General features: G+C 57.8%; 15 protein-coding genes. 6 read left to right on the forward strand and 9 right to left on the reverse strand.

The genetic code is table 11. The annotated features are described in order from the left end of the window. Window positions 1–70: 70 nt before the first annotated feature. Window positions 71–286 carry a 30S ribosomal protein S21 gene (rpsU, locus tag ACMHYW_RS10340; RefSeq protein ID WP_027705935.1) on the reverse strand — a complete coding sequence of 72 codons (216 nt, stop codon included), beginning with the start codon at window positions 284–286 and terminating at the stop codon, window positions 71–73. Window positions 287–468: 182 nt separating this feature from the next. Next, window positions 469–1,995, reverse strand: a complete 1,527-nt coding sequence (locus ACMHYW_RS10345) for an alanine/glycine:cation symporter family protein (protein WP_414499855.1) — start codon at window positions 1,993–1,995, stop codon at window positions 469–471. 234 nt (window positions 1,996–2,229) lie between these two features. On the opposite strand from ACMHYW_RS10345, the gene tsaD reads away from it, so the two are divergent. Genes tsaD through folK form a run of 3 tightly spaced genes read left to right on the forward strand, consistent with a single transcriptional unit; the run spans window position 2,230 to window position 4,199 of the window. Further along, entirely contained in the window at window positions 2,230–3,270 is a 1,041-nt protein-coding gene (gene tsaD / locus ACMHYW_RS10350; protein WP_414499856.1) for a tRNA (adenosine(37)-N6)-threonylcarbamoyltransferase complex transferase subunit TsaD, read from the forward strand. A gap of 48 nt (window positions 3,271–3,318) precedes the next feature. Next, a complete protein-coding gene (gene folB / locus ACMHYW_RS10355; protein ID WP_414499857.1) occupies window positions 3,319–3,690 on the forward strand; it encodes a dihydroneopterin aldolase in 372 nt (123 codons plus the stop codon). Then, window positions 3,687–4,199, forward strand: coding sequence for a 2-amino-4-hydroxy-6-hydroxymethyldihydropteridine diphosphokinase (folK, locus tag ACMHYW_RS10360; protein WP_414499858.1), 513 nt, complete (start codon window positions 3,687–3,689; stop codon window positions 4,197–4,199). Before folB ends, folK begins: the two co-directional genes overlap by 4 nt. Before the next feature lie 826 nt (window positions 4,200–5,025). Here folK and ACMHYW_RS10365 read toward each other — a convergent pair. The 6 genes from ACMHYW_RS10365 to ACMHYW_RS10390 all read right to left on the reverse strand — a co-directional run bounded on the left by ACMHYW_RS10365 (window position 5,026) and on the right by ACMHYW_RS10390 (window position 12,435). Then, complete coding sequence (locus tag ACMHYW_RS10365) at window positions 5,026–6,171, reverse strand: polynucleotide adenylyltransferase (RefSeq protein ID WP_414499859.1); 1,146 nt, start codon at window positions 6,169–6,171, stop codon at window positions 5,026–5,028. 2 nt (window positions 6,172–6,173) lie between these two features. Then, complete coding sequence (locus ACMHYW_RS10370) at window positions 6,174–6,512, reverse strand: rhodanese-like domain-containing protein (RefSeq protein WP_414499860.1); 339 nt, start codon at window positions 6,510–6,512, stop codon at window positions 6,174–6,176. 62 nt (window positions 6,513–6,574) lie between these two features. Then, window positions 6,575–7,402 (reverse strand): symmetrical bis(5'-nucleosyl)-tetraphosphatase, encoded by an 828-nt coding sequence (locus tag ACMHYW_RS10375; protein ID WP_414499861.1) that lies wholly within the window; start codon window positions 7,400–7,402, stop codon window positions 6,575–6,577. A 61-nt stretch (window positions 7,403–7,463) separates the two neighbouring features. Then, a complete protein-coding gene (gene rsmA / locus ACMHYW_RS10380; RefSeq protein ID WP_414499862.1) occupies window positions 7,464–8,294 on the reverse strand; it encodes a 16S rRNA (adenine(1518)-N(6)/adenine(1519)-N(6))-dimethyltransferase RsmA in 831 nt (276 codons plus the stop codon). Between the two features lie 203 nt (window positions 8,295–8,497). Further along, the gene (locus tag ACMHYW_RS10385; RefSeq protein WP_414499863.1) at window positions 8,498–9,886 is read right to left on the reverse strand and encodes a peptidylprolyl isomerase; all 1,389 of its coding nucleotides are present in this window, start codon (window positions 9,884–9,886) and stop codon (window positions 8,498–8,500) included. 104 nt (window positions 9,887–9,990) lie between these two features. Further along, window positions 9,991–12,435, reverse strand: a complete 2,445-nt coding sequence (locus ACMHYW_RS10390; protein ID WP_414499864.1) for an LPS-assembly protein LptD — start codon at window positions 12,433–12,435, stop codon at window positions 9,991–9,993. A 410-nt stretch (window positions 12,436–12,845) separates the two neighbouring features. On the opposite strand from ACMHYW_RS10390, the gene ACMHYW_RS10395 reads away from it, so the two are divergent. Continuing rightward, the gene (locus tag ACMHYW_RS10395; RefSeq protein ID WP_027705926.1) at window positions 12,846–13,886 is read left to right on the forward strand and encodes an AI-2E family transporter; all 1,041 of its coding nucleotides are present in this window, start codon (window positions 12,846–12,848) and stop codon (window positions 13,884–13,886) included. A gap of 278 nt (window positions 13,887–14,164) precedes the next feature. Here the strand turns inward: ACMHYW_RS10395 and ACMHYW_RS10400 are convergent, their stop codons facing one another. Then, the gene (locus tag ACMHYW_RS10400; RefSeq protein WP_027705925.1) at window positions 14,165–14,506 is read right to left on the reverse strand and encodes a histidine triad nucleotide-binding protein; all 342 of its coding nucleotides are present in this window, start codon (window positions 14,504–14,506) and stop codon (window positions 14,165–14,167) included. A gap of 241 nt (window positions 14,507–14,747) precedes the next feature. Between ACMHYW_RS10400 and ACMHYW_RS10405 the strand changes: the two genes are divergently transcribed. Further along, a complete protein-coding gene (locus ACMHYW_RS10405) occupies window positions 14,748–15,500 on the forward strand; it encodes a 16S rRNA (uracil(1498)-N(3))-methyltransferase (RefSeq protein ID WP_414499865.1) in 753 nt (250 codons plus the stop codon). Between the two features lie 118 nt (window positions 15,501–15,618). Then, on the forward strand, window positions 15,619–16,530 hold the full coding sequence (locus tag ACMHYW_RS10410) for a cation diffusion facilitator family transporter (protein WP_414499866.1): 912 nt from the start codon (window positions 15,619–15,621) through the stop codon (window positions 16,528–16,530). The last annotated feature ends 107 nt before the right edge of the window (window positions 16,531–16,637 follow it).

A 16,637-nucleotide genomic window follows, 5' to 3' on the forward strand; every position in this document is an offset into this window, starting at 1 on the left:
CAAACGGTCGCCTATTGGCGACCGTTTGCAATCCTTCTGGAAGTGGCAGGCGACCACTTCGAGGTACGGATCAATACAGACGTTCGAAACGTTTACGTTCACGCTGCATTTTCTTAGCGTGACGTTTTACAGCCGCTGCGGCTTTACGTTTGCGTACTGCTGTCGGTTTTTCGTAGTACTCACGACGGCGTACTTCAGAAAGAATACCACCTTTCTCGCAGGAACGTTTGAAGCGACGCAGTGCGACGTCGAACGGCTCGTTATCACGTACTTTGACGGAAGGCATTAAGCGATCACCACCTTAGGGTAAGTCGATTTCGGGAAATTCGTACCGAACGCACCCGTGACATCACCGAAGTGACCATCACGTCAAGAACGAACAGAGTACGGCCTGAATGAAGCAAGGCATTATAGAAGGCAAAGAGCCGTTCAGCAACCACTGAACGGCTCTGTCAAGAGGGAAGCGGCTTAGATCAGGCCTTTAGCGGCCTTTTCTGCGCGTCGCTGACGCTTTTCTTCTTCAAAACGTTCCCATGTTTCGCGCTGAGTGATTTCATCAGAGCCATCCCAGCACTCGATGTTCTTGATCTCAGGCAGATCGTCACGATGGAAGATCGGTTCCAGTCCCTGACGGCGCTGCTCGTTGTAGTGATGCAAAAGCTTCATCGCGATACGGCCAAGGAACACGATCGCAGCCAAGTTGGTCAGCGCCATGATCAGCGTTGCCACTTCGGAAAGGCTCCACATCATCTGCACGTTAGCGATACTGCCGATCATGACGGCGATGACCACCAGCACACGGAACAGGCTCAGCCAGAACTTGTGACGGAACATGTAGCGAATATTGGATTCACCGTAGTAGTAGTTACCCACGACGGAAGTGAACGCGAACAGGAAAATGGCGAAGGTCAGGAAGTAGCGTGCCCAAGAGCCCAATCCCAGTTGCAATGCACCCAGGGTTAGCTCGGCCCCCTTGTCAGCGTTCTGCGGACCGTAGGACGGATCGCTCAGCATGATGATGAATGCCGTCATGGTGCACACGACCAGCGTATCAACGTAGACACCGAGGGTCTGTACCAGCCCTTGCTTGACGGGGTGAGAGATAGCAGCCGTCGCACCTGCGTTCGGCACGGAACCCATACCGGCTTCGTTGGTGAACAGACCACGACGTACGCCGATGACGATGACGGACCCCAGGCCACCACCGACCATCGCTTTCAGCCCGAAAGCGCAGGTGATGATGTTGACGAACATACCCGGTACTTTGTGGACGTTGATGCCGACCAGCAGGAAACCGATCGCCAGATACAGCAGCGCCATCGTCGGCACGACGGTCACGGACACCTTGGAGATGCTGTGAACGCCACCGAAAATGATGAGCGCGGTCATGACACCCAGCACGCACGCCGTACCGTACTTGAAGTTGATCAGCGTCTGACCCGTCAGTTCAAAGGTGGAGGACAGCGAGTCAGCAATGGAGTTGGCCTGCAGGGCGTTGAAGATAAGCCCGTAGGTGATGCTAATGACGATGGCAAACAGGATGGCCAGCCAGTTCTGGCCCAGCCCCTTACGGATGTAGTACGCAGGACCACCGTGATAACGGTAGTGCTCATCAGACTTGTAGAGCTGGCCCAGCGTCGATTCAACAAAGGAGGATGCGCCCCCCAGTAGAGCTACAACCCACATCCAGAAGACAGAGCCCGGTCCGCCGACAGCGACCGCAGCCGCTACGCCCACGATATTCCCTGTTCCCACGCGGGAAGCAGCAGAAATGGTGAACGCCTTGAATGAAGAAATGGGTTTCTGTCCCTCGTGGTCGCCGCCTACGCGGTCCTTCAACACGCGGAACATCTCAGGGATCATGCGAATCTGCGCGGCCTTCCCGATCCACGTGAAGTAAATCCCAGTCAGCAGCAGGACGGGGATCCCTACGTAGAACCACGCTGTATCAGAAAGGTGCATTAAGCGTGTCGATAGTTCTTGTAGAACTGTCATGTCAGTCACAGGCAAGTTACCTCGTTGTTATGGAGCAAAAGCAACGCTGCGCTTGTCGAGTTTGCTTTCCCGGTCAGAACTCCGTGCGTGCTGTTTGCACCAAAACCATACCTGAGGCATCACGATGGTGCCACGCGGGATCCGAAGCCGTGCATTTTGCGCGAAACATGGCGAGACGTCTAACCCATAAACGAATAAAATGGGCCGAACACATCACTTCAGACAGGAAAAGGCATGCGTGTACTGGGGATAGAATCATCCTGTGATGAAACAGGCATTGCGCTATATGACACTGACAAAGGGCTGGTGGCAGACGCACTGTATAGCCAGATTGCACTGCATGCCGAATTCGGGGGCGTCGTACCAGAGCTGGCCTCTCGCGACCACATAAGAAAGATAATTCCCCTTATAAAACAAGTTATTAAAGAGTCGAATACTGACCTTAAAGCGATAGACGCTATTGCGTATACCTCCGGACCGGGACTGATTGGCGCACTCATGGTGGGTGCCTCGACGGCATGTGGCCTCGCGGAAGCGCTGGGCATTCCTGCACTGGGTGTGCACCACATGGAAGGGCACCTACTGGCCCCCATGCTGGAAGAACACCCGCCGATGTACCCTTTTGTCGCACTCTTGGTCTCTGGCGGTCACAGCCAACTCATCGACGTGCGAGGTTTAGGGGATTACACACTGCTCGGTGAAACGGTCGATGATGCCGCAGGCGAGGCCTTCGACAAGGTAGCGAAGATGCTATCCCTCCCCTACCCAGGCGGCCCTGAAGTTTCCCGTCTGGCGGAACAGGGTAATGCCTCACGCTTCAACTTCCCGCGCCCGATGACCGATCGTCCTGGACTCGACTTCAGCTTCTCCGGATTGAAAACGCACACGCTGACGACCCTGCGTACGCTGGACGCCGAAGGCGCACTGGATGAGCAGGCTCGCGCCGATGTGGCCTGTGCCTTCGAAGATGCCGTCGTCGAAACATTGGCTATCAAGTGTCGCCGCGCACTCCAGCAGACTGGCCGCTCGCGATTGGTCATGGCCGGTGGCGTCAGCGCCAACCGCAAGCTGCGCAGCCAGCTCGAAGGCATGCTCCAGCGTCATGTCAAGGACGCGGAAGTGTTCTACCCTCGCGGTCGCTTCTGTACCGATAACGGCGCTATGATTGCTTACGCAGGAGCGATGCGCCTGCTGGCCGGACAGCAACCCGATGCTCAGATGACGTTGCGCCCCCGCTGGCCGCTGGCCGAACTTCCCGCGCCCGCCTGCCGCTGATCCTGTTGCTGGACCACCAGCAGAACGCCATAGAGGAGTCTGGACACTATGCCAACCCGTGACATCGTCTTCATCGAAGGGCTCGTGCTTGAAACCGTCGTCGGCGTGTATGCGTGGGAAAAGCGCATTCATCAGCGCTTAGTGATGGATCTTGAAATGAGCACGGACATTCGCCAAGCCGCTCAGCATGACGATCTGGAAGGCACACTCAACTATGCCGCCATCAGTGAGGCGCTGCTTGAGTTCTGCCACACCCACAGCTTCGAACTCATCGAGACCTATGCCGAACGCATGTGTGCCCTACTGCTGACACAGTTCGACATTCGCCACGTCAAAATGACGCTGCGCAAACCGGGCGCGGTGCCACAGGCGACTAGCGTGGGGATCAAGATCGAACGTGCGCGCGAGGTATCTGCATGACCCTTGCGGTGCTGGGTATCGGCAGCAATATTGACCGCGAACACAATATTCGCACGGCGCTTGATGCGCTCAGTGCTGCGCTGGGGCCATTGGCACTGTCACCTATCGTTGAAAGTGACCCGGTGGGCTACGACTCGACAAGCCGCTTCTACAATATGGTGGTAGGGGTCGAAACCGGCCAAGAATTTCAGGAAGTTAAGGCACTGTGCAAGCGAATTGAACGCCAGAGCGGCCGCCGGGCCGACGAACCGCGTTTTAGTCCCAAGACGCTGGATATCGACCTGCTGCTATGGGGTGATGAAGTGACCTCAGGCGATCAACATCCCATACTGCCTCACCCTGATATCGAGCGATTCGCACACGTGCTGTGCCCCCTCGCCCTGCTTTACCCAGACGCGACACACCCCGTCAAAAGAGTGTCGTACAGCGCACTATGGGAGCAGCGCAAGACCGATCTGCCTGCGCTGACAGTATTGCCGCATTCGGCGCTTACTCACCCAGCGGGATGATTGCCGGCAGCCGTTGTTCGCTTGATCTTGGCGACTCAGACCATCAAAGAACTTCCTGTCAGTACAGCACTATGGGCAATGATCCCACTGTCATCGGTGACGGAACGGGCCATCTTTAAGCCAAGCTATGTGCCAGTGCGCTATGCAGACTAGCTCATTGCTTGGGCCCTGAAGTTAGCATGGGCTCTAAAGTGACCGATACTCCCGGCGCTATAGACAAGAAACGCCACCCCATTCGCCACTGAGAAGTGATGAGCCCTATAGCAGCGGGATATTGTCTACCCGTTCAGCCACAGAGGACGACGACATACACCTGTAAGACCGGCATGCCCACTATGCCTACGTGCTTTGGCCCCACAATAGCCACACCGCCACAGCTAAGCTTCATCACCCTCGTTTACCGAAAAATATGCACCGGCGAGACCGGCATGCCTGCGACGCCTATGTGTTTTGGCCCCACAATAGCCACACCGCCACAGCTAAGCTTCATCACCCTCGTTTGCCGAAGAATATGCACCGGCGAGACAGGCATGCCCACGACGCCTACGTGCTTTGTCCCACAATAGGGCCAAACCTTATCACTCTCGCCCACCGAAGAAGGCTGATGAACGGTAGCGCCAACGATCGTTAGTCCTGCAGAGCTTCCGCCGCTTCTCATTGCATGCTGGAAGCACGCCGATAGGCGCCTGCCGTTCACTCTTTACCACCCCTTGCCAACAAACACAGGCAACAATGTCATCAGACATATTGGGCCAGTGCCCAAAGCCTTTCTACCGTGATACGGACGATAGTAAGAACCGCTCACCGAGCCGATGCCGGGTGGGGATCAGCTCAGCGCGTCTTCAACCAGCTGTTGGCGTTTAGCGGCTATGGCCTGTCCCAATGCGGCCCCCTGATAGCCCTCGGCCATCAACGCTTGAGGGGAAATTGCGCGGGCATCCTGCGCGAGTTGCTGAAGTTGCTTGCCATCGACGTCGATGCCACAGACGGGCAGCAGCGGCAGGATATCGGTCAGGCGATCCGGATGCCGCCAGACATCCAGACGGTCAAAGCCAGCAAGCACCTGTTCGGCCGTCTGAGGACGGGTATGCCACAGCGATACGATCACAGTCAGCTGACGCGCCAGCAACCGGTATTCATTCGGCGTTTTCAGCCCTCGGCACAGAGACTCGACCGTATCTTCCGGTAGTGCACTCAACAGCAACGCCCATACCGCTTGCGACTGTGCAGGGCCTTGGCAAGCTTCGGCGTCAGCATTGTCCAACGATGCAAGGTAGGCCGTCAGCCGTGCTATTCCCACTGCCAACGCGCTCGCCGGTAACTCTGGCATGACGACGTCCAGTGCACCGGTACGTTCCAGCAGTTCGAAGTAGGCGTCGGGGTGGCGCTCGCCCAGAGCCTTCTCTGTTTCCTTCCATACTCGCTCAGCCACGAGGTGATTCAGCTCGCCGCTGCGTACCATCTCACAGATGAGCGCTTCCGTTTCAAGGGCTACCGAAAAGCCGTACTGGTGATAGCGCGCGAGAAAACGCGCAGTGCGTAGCACACGCAGCGGGTCTTCAGCGAAGGCGTCACTGACGTGGCGAAGCTGACGTGCATCGAGGTCACGCTTACCGCCATAAGGATCGACAAGCTGCCCAGCGGGGGTCTGCGCGATGGCATTGATGGTCAGGTCGCGGCGCTTGAGATCATCTTCCAGCGTCACGTCTGGTGCCGCGTGGACGGAAAAGCCGGTATAGCCGTGCCCCGATTTGCGCTCGGTGCGCGCCAGAGCATGCTCTTCATGCGTTTCCGGATGCAGGAAGACGGGGAAGTCCTTACCGACGTTGCGGAATCCGCGTGACAGCATGTCTTCCGGCGTTGCTCCGACGACGACCCAGTCACGCTCATGCCATGGGTGCCCCAGTAGCTGATCGCGCACGGCACCACCTACCAAGTATACGTCCAACCCTTGCGTCGGCTTGTCGATCATCTTCAACTCTCTTTTTCTGTTGCTACCAGCTCGTCAGGGACGTGCTGCTGCATCCCCTCAATGCCGTCTTCCAAGCTGTAGACGGCTGTAAATCCCAGCTGGTCCAGCCACATGGCGGCGTGCCGACTGGTTCGTCCTCGGCGGCACACCAGTACAATCGGTGTATCGTGCGCGGTCTGTTCGGCAAAGCGCCGCAACCGTATACAGTCATAGTGCTGACTGCCGGGGATATGACGGCGGTCGAACTGCTCACGAGGACGGATATCCAGCAGCCGAATGGAAGACGGCTGCTGTGCCAGTGCATCGATGAGGGCCTCGCGGCTCAAGGTCTTCCATGTCATGGGAGCATCTCCATCAATAATGGTCTGGCGACCGGTAGTGAATGGAAAACTCTAACGGTGGTTCAGCGAAGTTCCGAGGGCACTTCCACACGCTGCCCCGTCTCAAGCACAACGGCAGCCAGCGCATTGCCCCACACGCAGCCACTGTCCGTTGCAATGACGTCAATGGCGGCACCGTCGGCATGTCCTTGCAACGCGGCCCAGTGCCCGAAGACGATCCGCAGATCATCACGGCGAGGATAGGCAAACCATGGTGCTAGCCCAGCCGGTGCATTCTGTGCCGATGCCTTCGCTTTAAAATCCAGTGTGCCATCTGCGGTGATGAAACGCATCCGTGTCAGCGTATTGGTAATCGCACGCAGCCTGTCCCACCCCGTCAGTGATTCATCGAAGCGAGCGGGCACATTGCCGTACATATGCGACATGAACGTCGCCCAGTCATCGCTCTGCAGTACACGTTCAACGTCGCGTGCATGGCTGCGCGCCTGTTCAAGCGTCCATTGTGGTGGAAGCCCCGCATGGGTCATCACCGTGCGCGTGCCTGCGATGAGGCCATCGACCAGTAGTGACTGATGTCGCAGCCAGTCGATCCATTCATCACGATCAGGCGCCTCAAGGATAGCGTCCAGCGTGTCACCCTTGCGCGGCTGAGCCACACCCTGACTCACGGCCAGCAGATTAAGGTCGTGATTGCCGAGCACCACGCGCGCTTTTAGCTGGCGCGCCATACGCAGACACCCCATTGAGTCCGGCCCACGATTGATGAGATCGCCCACCAGCCATAGTGTATCGTGCGCCGCATCGAAGGCGACGGCATCAAGCAGTCGCTCGAACGTAGCCCGGCAACCATGCAGGTCACCGATCACGATAGTCCGTCGAGATTCCGTCATGCTGTCTCCTTCTGTCATGCCGCGCATGCGCGAAACACGGGATCGGCTACGCTTGGCGGCCTTACTTGGCGTCAGCAACTGGCGCTGAGCGGAACACGTGGTTGGCCATCGTGACCCACTCTTCGAGCGTAAGCACTTCTGGACGCTTCGCAGGGTCGATGCCTAGGGCGATGATGTCATCGGCGGACAACGTGCCTTTCAGGTTATTGCGCAGTGTCTTGCGTCGCTGCGAAAACCCCTGCCGCACAGTGGACTCGAACGTTTCGTAATCATCGGCAGGATGAGGCAGTGTGTCGTGCGGAATCAGACGCACAATGGCCGAATCCACTTTCGGCCGCGGCACGAACGCTTCCGGCGGCACGAGGAACAGTTCGTCGACATGGCAGAAATACTGCGTCATGACCGACAGGCGTCCCCACGAATTGCTGCCCGGAGTGGCGGCCAGGCGCTGCACCACTTCCTTCTGCAGCATGAAGTGCATGTCCTTGATCGCACCGCGTGACGCCAGCAGGTGGAAGATCAGCGGCGTCGAAATGTTATAGGGCAGGTTACCTACCACGCGCAGCGGCTCGCCTTCTCCACGCAGCGCATGGAAGTCGAACTTCAGAGCATCAGCGTTGTGCAGACGGAATCCCGGATAAGCAAAGAACTGGGTGCGCAGACCAGTGATCAGGTCGCGGTCCAACTCGATGGCATCAAGATCGCCAGTCGCATCCAGCAGCATCTCGGTAATAGCCCCCTGCCCGGGACCAATCTCGACCAAGCGATCGCCGTCACGCGGGCGGATGGAGGACACGATGCGTGAAATGATGCCGGTATCACGCAGGAAGTTCTGACCGAAACGCTTGCGGGCGCGGTGACCGCCCGTCGGCAGCCATGATGATGAACTCATAATAAAACCTTGCTCTGCCGCTACCCGCGGCGCATGACGCTCTGCTAGGGCACGCCACACTCTGCGCGCCCATCAACAAAACGGTTGTCGTGAAACCACAACGGCACCCACAAGGGGTGCCGCTGCACTTGGAATGGGAACGCCATGTTACCACTGTCGCCCTTGGACAGCAGCGCCTAACATGCGCACCATAACGCTACGCCTTACTGCTGTTCAGCAGGCTGAGGAGCTGGGGCACTGACGCCATTGCTGTCTTGCGGGTAAAGGCGGTTGTCGATGTATGCCCCGGCCTTCAGTTCCTGCAACCAGCCGTCGAGATCTTCTTCAGCCTTGCGCTGGAAGATGGCACGACGCGCCTGTTCACGTTCGAACTGTACCGTGACGTCCTGAGTGCGGCGTCCTTCGACCTCGATCAGATGCCAGCCGAACGGAGACTGTACAGGCCCCATCAACTTGCCTTCTGGCGCGGTCTTCAGCACCTGCGCAAAGCTCGGCACCATATCGTCGGCATCGACCCAGCCCAGCTCGCCGCCGCTCAGTGCGGTACCGTGATCGTCACTGTTGGCCTTAGCCAGCGTGGCGAAATCTTCACCGCTTAGGATGCGCTGTTTGATGGACGAGGCCAGCTGCAGGGCTTCCTGCTGCGAACGGATCGGGTTCGGCGCAATCAAGATATGGCGCGCCTTGTACTGCTGCACGATATGGCGCTGAACGTCGCGGCCACGTCGATCCACCAGCTTGACCAGGTGGAAACCGCTGCCGCTGCGAATCGGTGCACTGACTTCGCCGACGGTCATGTTCGGTACCGCGTTGGCGAAGATGGTCGGCATGTCGTCACGACGACGCCAGCCCAGATCCCCTCCAGAGAAGGCATCGTTACCGGACGAACCGGCAGCTGCTGCGGTCTGGAAGTCCTCGCCATCGGCAATCGCACGGCGCAACTGCTCAATGCGTTGCTGGGCGGCCGCCACTTGTTCGGCGTTCGGATTTTCCGGCAGCGGCACAAGGATGTGGGCCAGATGATATTCAACGTTCTGCGCCGTTGCCATGCGCGCCAGATACTGATCAATCTCTTGGTCTGTGACTCGCACCTGACCCGCGACGCTGCCCTGCTGCACCATGCTCAGCAGCATTTCACGGCGAATCTGTTCGCGCACATCGGAGAAGTGGTATCCCTGCCGTTCCAGTGAATCGATGAACTGGTTAACGGTCGTGTGATTGTTGGCGGCAATGCCCTGCAGCGCATTGTTGAACTGTTCATCGGAAACGCTCAGATGCGCGCGGGTGGCCATCTGCAGCTGGATGTCTTCCAGAATCAGACGGTCGAGCACCTGCTGACGCAGCGCTTCTGGTGCAGGTTGAGCGATGCCGCGCTGTTGAAGCTGGGTTGCCACCTGGCGAACGCGCTTGTCCAGATCGCTGCGCATGATGACATCCTGATTGACGATAGCCGCGATGCCATCGACCGGTTCAGCCGGAGCGGCATTTACCGCAGTGGCACTGCCAAGCAGACAGGCCATCCCCAAAGATGCCAGCAGTCGCTTACCTTTGGAACGCTGCGCGATACCTTCCATGTCATGGCCTTTCTTCATCATATGAACCCTTGCGGTCTGTCAGAGGCATAGCGCCTCGTGTGTCCGTTCGTTAGGTAGTGCTGCCGAACCTCGCCATCATGCGGGGCTCGGCAAGCGGGCACTTACTGGAAAAGTACCGGATCGTAGCCTTCGATGGCCTGCTGATAGTAGGTTTCAGGCTTGTTGCCGAGTCCGCCTAGCCCTTTCAGCATGAAACGCAGGAAGATGCCTCGTTTGAGTTCATCATCATCAATACGGTTGGTGGTGTCATTGTCATCGCGATAGACACGCCATGCCACTTCAACCGCATAACAGCAGTCGTTGTACTGGACACCCGCCAGCGTTTCGAGCGAGCGATCATTGGTGTGATCGAACAAGTAGCGTCCGACAACCGAGAACGGGCCGTTCACCTTAAGCGCGAAGGACGTATCGTACTCTTCACGGTTGTAGCCGAGGCGGTCTTCCAAATCACCTGACGGGTCGAAGTCCTTCACCTGCCAGCGATAGCCAAGGTTGAAGATACGACCGGCCGGATGCTGGTAATGCAGATACACTTCGTTGCGTTCGGTGTGGCCACGTTCAGTGTCGAAGAAGTTGGCATAACGAACGCGGTAACGATCATTAATATTCCAGGTCAACTGACCGATCGCAGGCGAATTCTTGCGATGGTTCATGTACCAGTAATCGCTTTTCTGGTCATCGAAGTGCTTGCTAGGATCATTATCGGTGACTTTTCGGTCTTCGAAGTAGCGACTTTGACCAATGGAAGCGGCAAATCGTTCACGCCCCGTCGCATCCTCAAGGAAGCGTGAGCTGACACCGTAAGACAGTTTGTTGACGTCGCCGATACGGTCAATGCCGTTAAAGCGGAACGGCGTCCACAGCTGCGACCACGACGGTGACAGATAGTCAGTATCGAAGGTCGGCAGGTTGTCCTGATTACGATGCGGCACGTAGGCATAGTACAGACGCGGTTCCAGTGTCTGGCGCCAGTCACTGCCAAACAGATGCGTCGGGCGTTCGAAGACCAGCCCAGAATCAACGCTGAGCACCGGTACGGCACGGCCGGGGTTCTTGTCCCAATCGCGATTGTTGGCTCGCTTCCAGTCAAGCTGATACTGAGTCAGGTACATCTGCGCACGCGGCTCGAAGAAGCCCCAGGAAGGTGCGCGACGGTAGCCAATGGCGGGGGCAAGATTGAGGCGCGCCCCAGTCACCGCCTCGGTATCCTTGATAGCGGTATCGTTCCAGCGCACATCGCGGGTGAAGTTGGTAACGTTGCTGTTCCACTCGGCATAAGTGCCGCTGCTTTGCTGCCACGAGGCATTGGCTGACAGGGACGGCAGTTCGTAGAAAGGCTTGTCGCTGTCCTTCACAGGGAAGTCCATGACCTGATAGCCACGAGCACGGGCCTGCAGGTGCCATACATCGCCCTGATAGTCGATCTGGGCACGACGTTCGAGGTTGTCAGTGTTTTGCTCAGCGAACGTGGAGCCGAAATCTTCGAAGTAGTTGCCATCGCTGGCGGCCCCGTAGCGCAGCTGATAAGTCGTGCGCGCGTTGAACGAACCGTCATGCTGGAAGTTGATGTACCAGCGTTTCTTCTGACGCAGCAGGTCATAGTTGCTGTCGTCGCGCGAGCCGCCCTTGTCACTGTTGAGGTAGTTGCCCTCAATCGTGCCGCGATCGGTATCGAACAGGTAGCGGAACTGACCGCCCATCACTAGACCACGGCGCGCCATGTAGCGCGGATACAGCGTGGCATCGTAGTTAGGCGCCAGGTTGAGATAGATGGGCTGAAGGTAATCAAAGCCGTTGCTGTTGCTATAGCCCACTGAGGGATAGAGCATCCCGGTCAAGCGACGATCGTCGATCGGGAAGCGCACCCACGGCCAGTAAAAGACAGGAACATCGTAGAAGCGCAGCGTGGAATGCGTCGCGGTGCCGTAACCCGCTGCACGGTTGATGACGACGTTATGACCGTTGAGCGTCCACAAGCGACTCTGCGGTTCACAGGTCGTGAAAGAGCCGCTCAGAATTCGGTATTGACCATCGTTGAGACGTTCGAGGCGCTGAGCATTCCCGCGCAGACGCGCCTGATGGAAAACGAAGTAGGCGCGCTGGACGTCGGCGGCCTGATTGTTAAGGCCGAATTCCCCTTGATCGCCGCGCACTAGCACGCCCGGCTGACGGTAGGTGATCGGTCCCTGCAGGTCGACCTTGCTGCGGTCGTTGGCCAGCGTCGCCTGCGATGCCTGTAACTGCTGTTCGCCCTGACGCAGAATGACGCGACCGTTCAGCTCGGTCTGCCCTTCACTGCCGTAGGTCGCCGTGTCGGATTGTCCACGCACGTGCCCTGCTTCAGCCGCCGGCGCCAGCAGGTAATCGGGCATGACATAGTGCCCCTGACAGACTTCTCCTGCCGGGCGATCGCTGCCCCATGCCACCCAGTCAAGCTGATCGGCGGGAAGGCTGGCGAGATCTTCGGCATTGACCAGCGTCCCTACGCTGGCTACCGAAACGACGCCTGCCAGCCACGCCACTGTACGAAAGGTGCGCTGCCCCATCTTTTTCGTGTCCTTACGTCCGATTTCCGTCTGAATACCGTATCATTGACCGGTAAGCTCTATGCCATCGACAGCATCAGGTCTGCCGGTGTACCCACGGCCATATGACGTCATGTGTCTTTATAGAATGAAACTCACACTCACGACGTGAATCCTGAGGTGGAAGTCTACAGGCAGGTCTTATCTCGACACCAGCCTGCGCAGAGCATGCCCGCCTCTTCTGCACGTTGGCATCAGCAGGCCTTGGCCTTCCATTGTTCATATCATACAGGCATTGTATCTCATCATGCGCCATGATGCGGTGCCCGTTCATGCATCACGCGCTAAAGCGCACTATGCTATTTCGCCAGTGGCGAAGCCCTTCATGCGGTGCCTTCGCGCTTTTCCGGACATACTCAACAGGAGTGGATATGAATTCTGCCCTGCACCGACGATGCTTCCTACTGCTGTTGGCAATGGTGACCATTGCCTTCTGCTGGATACTACTTCCCTATTTCGGTGCCATCTTCTGGGCGGCAACGCTGGCCCTCGTGTTCAACCCGCTTCAGCAGTGGCTGGTGCGACGCTTCAACGGTCGCCGCAATCTGGCTGCAATGGCCACGCTGTTGATCTGCTTTGTCATGGTCATCATTCCTGGCACGCTGATCATCACGTCAATGGTGCAAGAAGGAGCCAGCCTCTACCAGCGTATCCGCAATGGCGATATCAATCTGGGCAGCTATATCAGCCAGCTCCAGAATTCGCTGCCACCGTCGCTGGACAGCTGGCTGGAGCGCACGGGTATCGGTAACTTCAATGAACTGCGCGACAAGTTTTCAGCCGGTGCGATGCAGGGCAGCCAGTACGTGGCCACCCAGCTGCTCAGCATCGGACAGAACACCGTCCAGTTCGTGACCAGCCTGGGCATCATGATCTATCTGATGTTCTTCTTTTTCCGTGACGGCCCGCAGCTTACGGCGCTGCTGCTGCGCGCTATTCCGCTCAGCCATCACCATAAGACGCAGCTGCTCGACAAGTTCGCCGCCGTTGTGCGCGCCACGGTCAAAGGCAACGTCATCATCGCCATCATTCAAGGCTGCATTGGTGGCGTCACCCTGTGGGGGCTGGGTGTGGAAGCGGCACTGCTGTGGGGGGTCATGATGTCGTTTCTGTCCCTGCTGCCGGCCATCGGGGCCGCGCTGGTGTGGATTCCGGTCGTCATTTACTTTCTTGCTACTGGCGCTTTCCTCAAAGCGGCCATTCTGTCCTTCGTTGGGGTGGTGGTTATCGGGCTGGTGGATAACCTGCTACGCCCACCGCTGGTCGGCAAGGACACCAAGATGCCCGACTATGTAGTGCTGACGGCCACCATCGGCGGGATGTCGCTGTTCGGCATCAACGGCTTTGTAATAGGCCCACTGATCGCAGCGCTGTTCATGGCGACATGGGCACTGTTCATCGCCGAAGAATGATCCTCACCGCCAGCCCGTGACGCACGAACAACAGCTCATGCGTAGCGAGCTTTAGGTATTGAGATAAAATTAGCTTTAGGTATTGAGAAAAAAAGAAGCGCCCGAGCGTTGCATTCGCCCGGGCGCTTCTTTTTTTCTGACGCTAACGACTCTGACGTTGACGACAGCATGAAGCCTAACGTACACGTTTATACATGGGGCACTGCGTTATCCGTCACCCAGCGTCGCATAACCACGCTGCTTCACTCACATGACATCAGCGATCGTGCAGCGATGACTCAACCCGCAGGCCACCCCATGCGACGGCCACCCATCATGTGCAGGTGGATATGGTAGACGCTCTGGCCACCGTATTCGTTGCAGTTCATCACAACACGATAGCCATCTTCCGCAATACCCTTCTCGTGTGCGAGCTGTGCAGCAATGCGATAGAGGTGCCCGACCAGCGCTTCGTCTTCTTCGCTGATATCGTTGATAGTGGGAATCTCTTTCTTCGGCACAATCAGCACATGCATCGGGGCCTGCGGATCAATGTCGTTGAACGCGATGGCCTGATCGTCTTCATAAACGATATCTGCCGGAATCTCGCGATTGATGATGCGAGTGAACAGTGTGCTCATACGGTGACTCCTTGATAGCGGCAAAATGACCATCGACTACGGACAGCCGACAGCAATGTGGCTCATTATGACGTGTCCGAGCGCCGATGATAACGCCTTCCAGCACTCGGATATGCGTACCGGCAATAGCGCACTGGGCGTGCAAGTGACTCATCGCGGCGGTAACTCTGGTATGCTCTGCTTAAGCACAGGGCTTCTTTTCGCCCGACTCGGCTCCACCTCTCTGTCTGGAAGACAGGACATGAACCTGATTCTCGTAGCGCCTTCCGATATCGTGACGTCCCATGCGACGCCCTCTTCGCTTTCTAATGCTCAGCCGCTCGACGTTCGCATCACCGATCAGCGCCGCCTGCGCCACCTGCACGAGGTGCACCGCGCCAGCGTTGGTGACGGCTTCAACATGGGCGTACTGAACGGCGACATGGGGCGCGGCACACTGACGGCGCTCAATAGCACCGAAGCGCGCTTCGAACTGACCCTCGACACGCCACCGCCGCCCGCTCTGCCACTGCACCTGATTCTGGCGCTGCCGCGTCCGCGCATGCTGGCCCGCACACTGGAAAACATCACCGCACTAGGCGTCAAACAGGTCACACTGCTGAACACCCGCCGCGTCGAAAAGAGCTACTGGCAGTCGCCAGAACTGGCGCGCGAGAAGATTGACCAGCATCTGTGGCTAGGGCTTGAGCAGACACGCGATACACGCTGGCCGGACATTCAGTTGGAACCGCTGTTCAAACCGTTCGTTGAAGATCGCCTGCCGGCACTGCTGGAAGGCAAGCAAGGGCTAATCGCACACCCGCATACCGAACGGGAATGCCCGCGTGGACTGCCACTGTCACAGCCCACCGTACTGGCCATTGGCCCCGAAGGCGGTTTCATTCCCTACGAAGTGGAACAGCTGACCGCGGCGGGTCTGGCACCCGTGCACATCGGCCCGCGCATCTTGCGCGTCGAAACGGCCGTCGTGGCATTGCTGTCTCGCCTCTACTGATTCCTGTCGAGGTCTGTGCCGTTATACCGAACAGGCCTCACTCTCTTTTTTACCTTCACGCTTTCATTTTCATTCACTGACTCAAACCTGCTCGCTCAACGTTACTGAAGACGTCCCCATGAATCCCCAAAACCCGATAGAACTTCGCCTGCTCAAGCAGTCCACCATCGTGATGGCGCTGGTAGCACTCATCGACACTGTCTTCGGGATTGCGGCGGCCTCTCAATCGATCCTGTTCGACGGCCTGTTCTCTGCCGTTGCCGCCGCCATCAAGATGCTGATGTTTATCACCGCTCGCCTGATTCCGCGCGAAGGCAGCCCCCGCTTCCAGTACGGCTACTGGCACCTCGAACCCATCGCCTTGCTGGTGGAAAGCGGCTTTCTGCTGGTATTGGCTATTTACGCGATGACCAGCGGCATCGTTGGCGTGATGAGCGGCGGCCATACCATCGACTTCGGCATTGCAGCCGTCTATGCCGCGGTATGCGCACTGGTTGAGTTGAGCTACTTCTTCTATCTGCGCCATTGGGGACAGCGGATCGGCTCACTGATGGTGCGCTACGACACCGCCAGCTGGCTGATGGACGCGATCCTATCGCTGGGACTGCTGATCAGCTTCGTCGGGGCGTGGGCGCTGTCGAATACGCGCTTGGGCTGGATCACGCCTTACCTTGACCCGATCATTCTGATGGCCGCGGCCCTGTTCCTGATTCCGGGCTGCTTCAAGATGCTCAAGCCTGCGCTGCACGACATTCTAGAAATCGTTCCGCGCGAACGTGACGAGCAGGTGCAGGCGGCCATGAGCGCTTTCGTCGCCGAGCACGGCCTGAGCGGTTACACCTCGTATATCCAGAAAAGCGGGCGCGCGCTATTCATCGAAATCAACGTGTTGGTACCGCTCGACTACCCCATCGACACCATCGACACTTTCGATCAACTGCGCTACGAAATTGCCGACAGACTGGGTGAGGACACCCCTGGCCGCTGGCTGACCATCACCTTTACCGGCGACCGCTACTGGGCAGATTAGCGCTACCTTTCAACAACCTTTCGTCATAGTGGCGGCCTGTCTGGTGGGGTGATACCTTTTAGTCAGGTCGCCTCAGAGTGACAGGGCACTTACCTCACGCGGCACTT

Source organism: Zymobacter sp. IVIA_12111.31 C1 (assembly GCF_047495495.1).
Classification (GTDB): Bacteria; Pseudomonadota; Gammaproteobacteria; order Pseudomonadales; family Halomonadaceae; genus Zymobacter.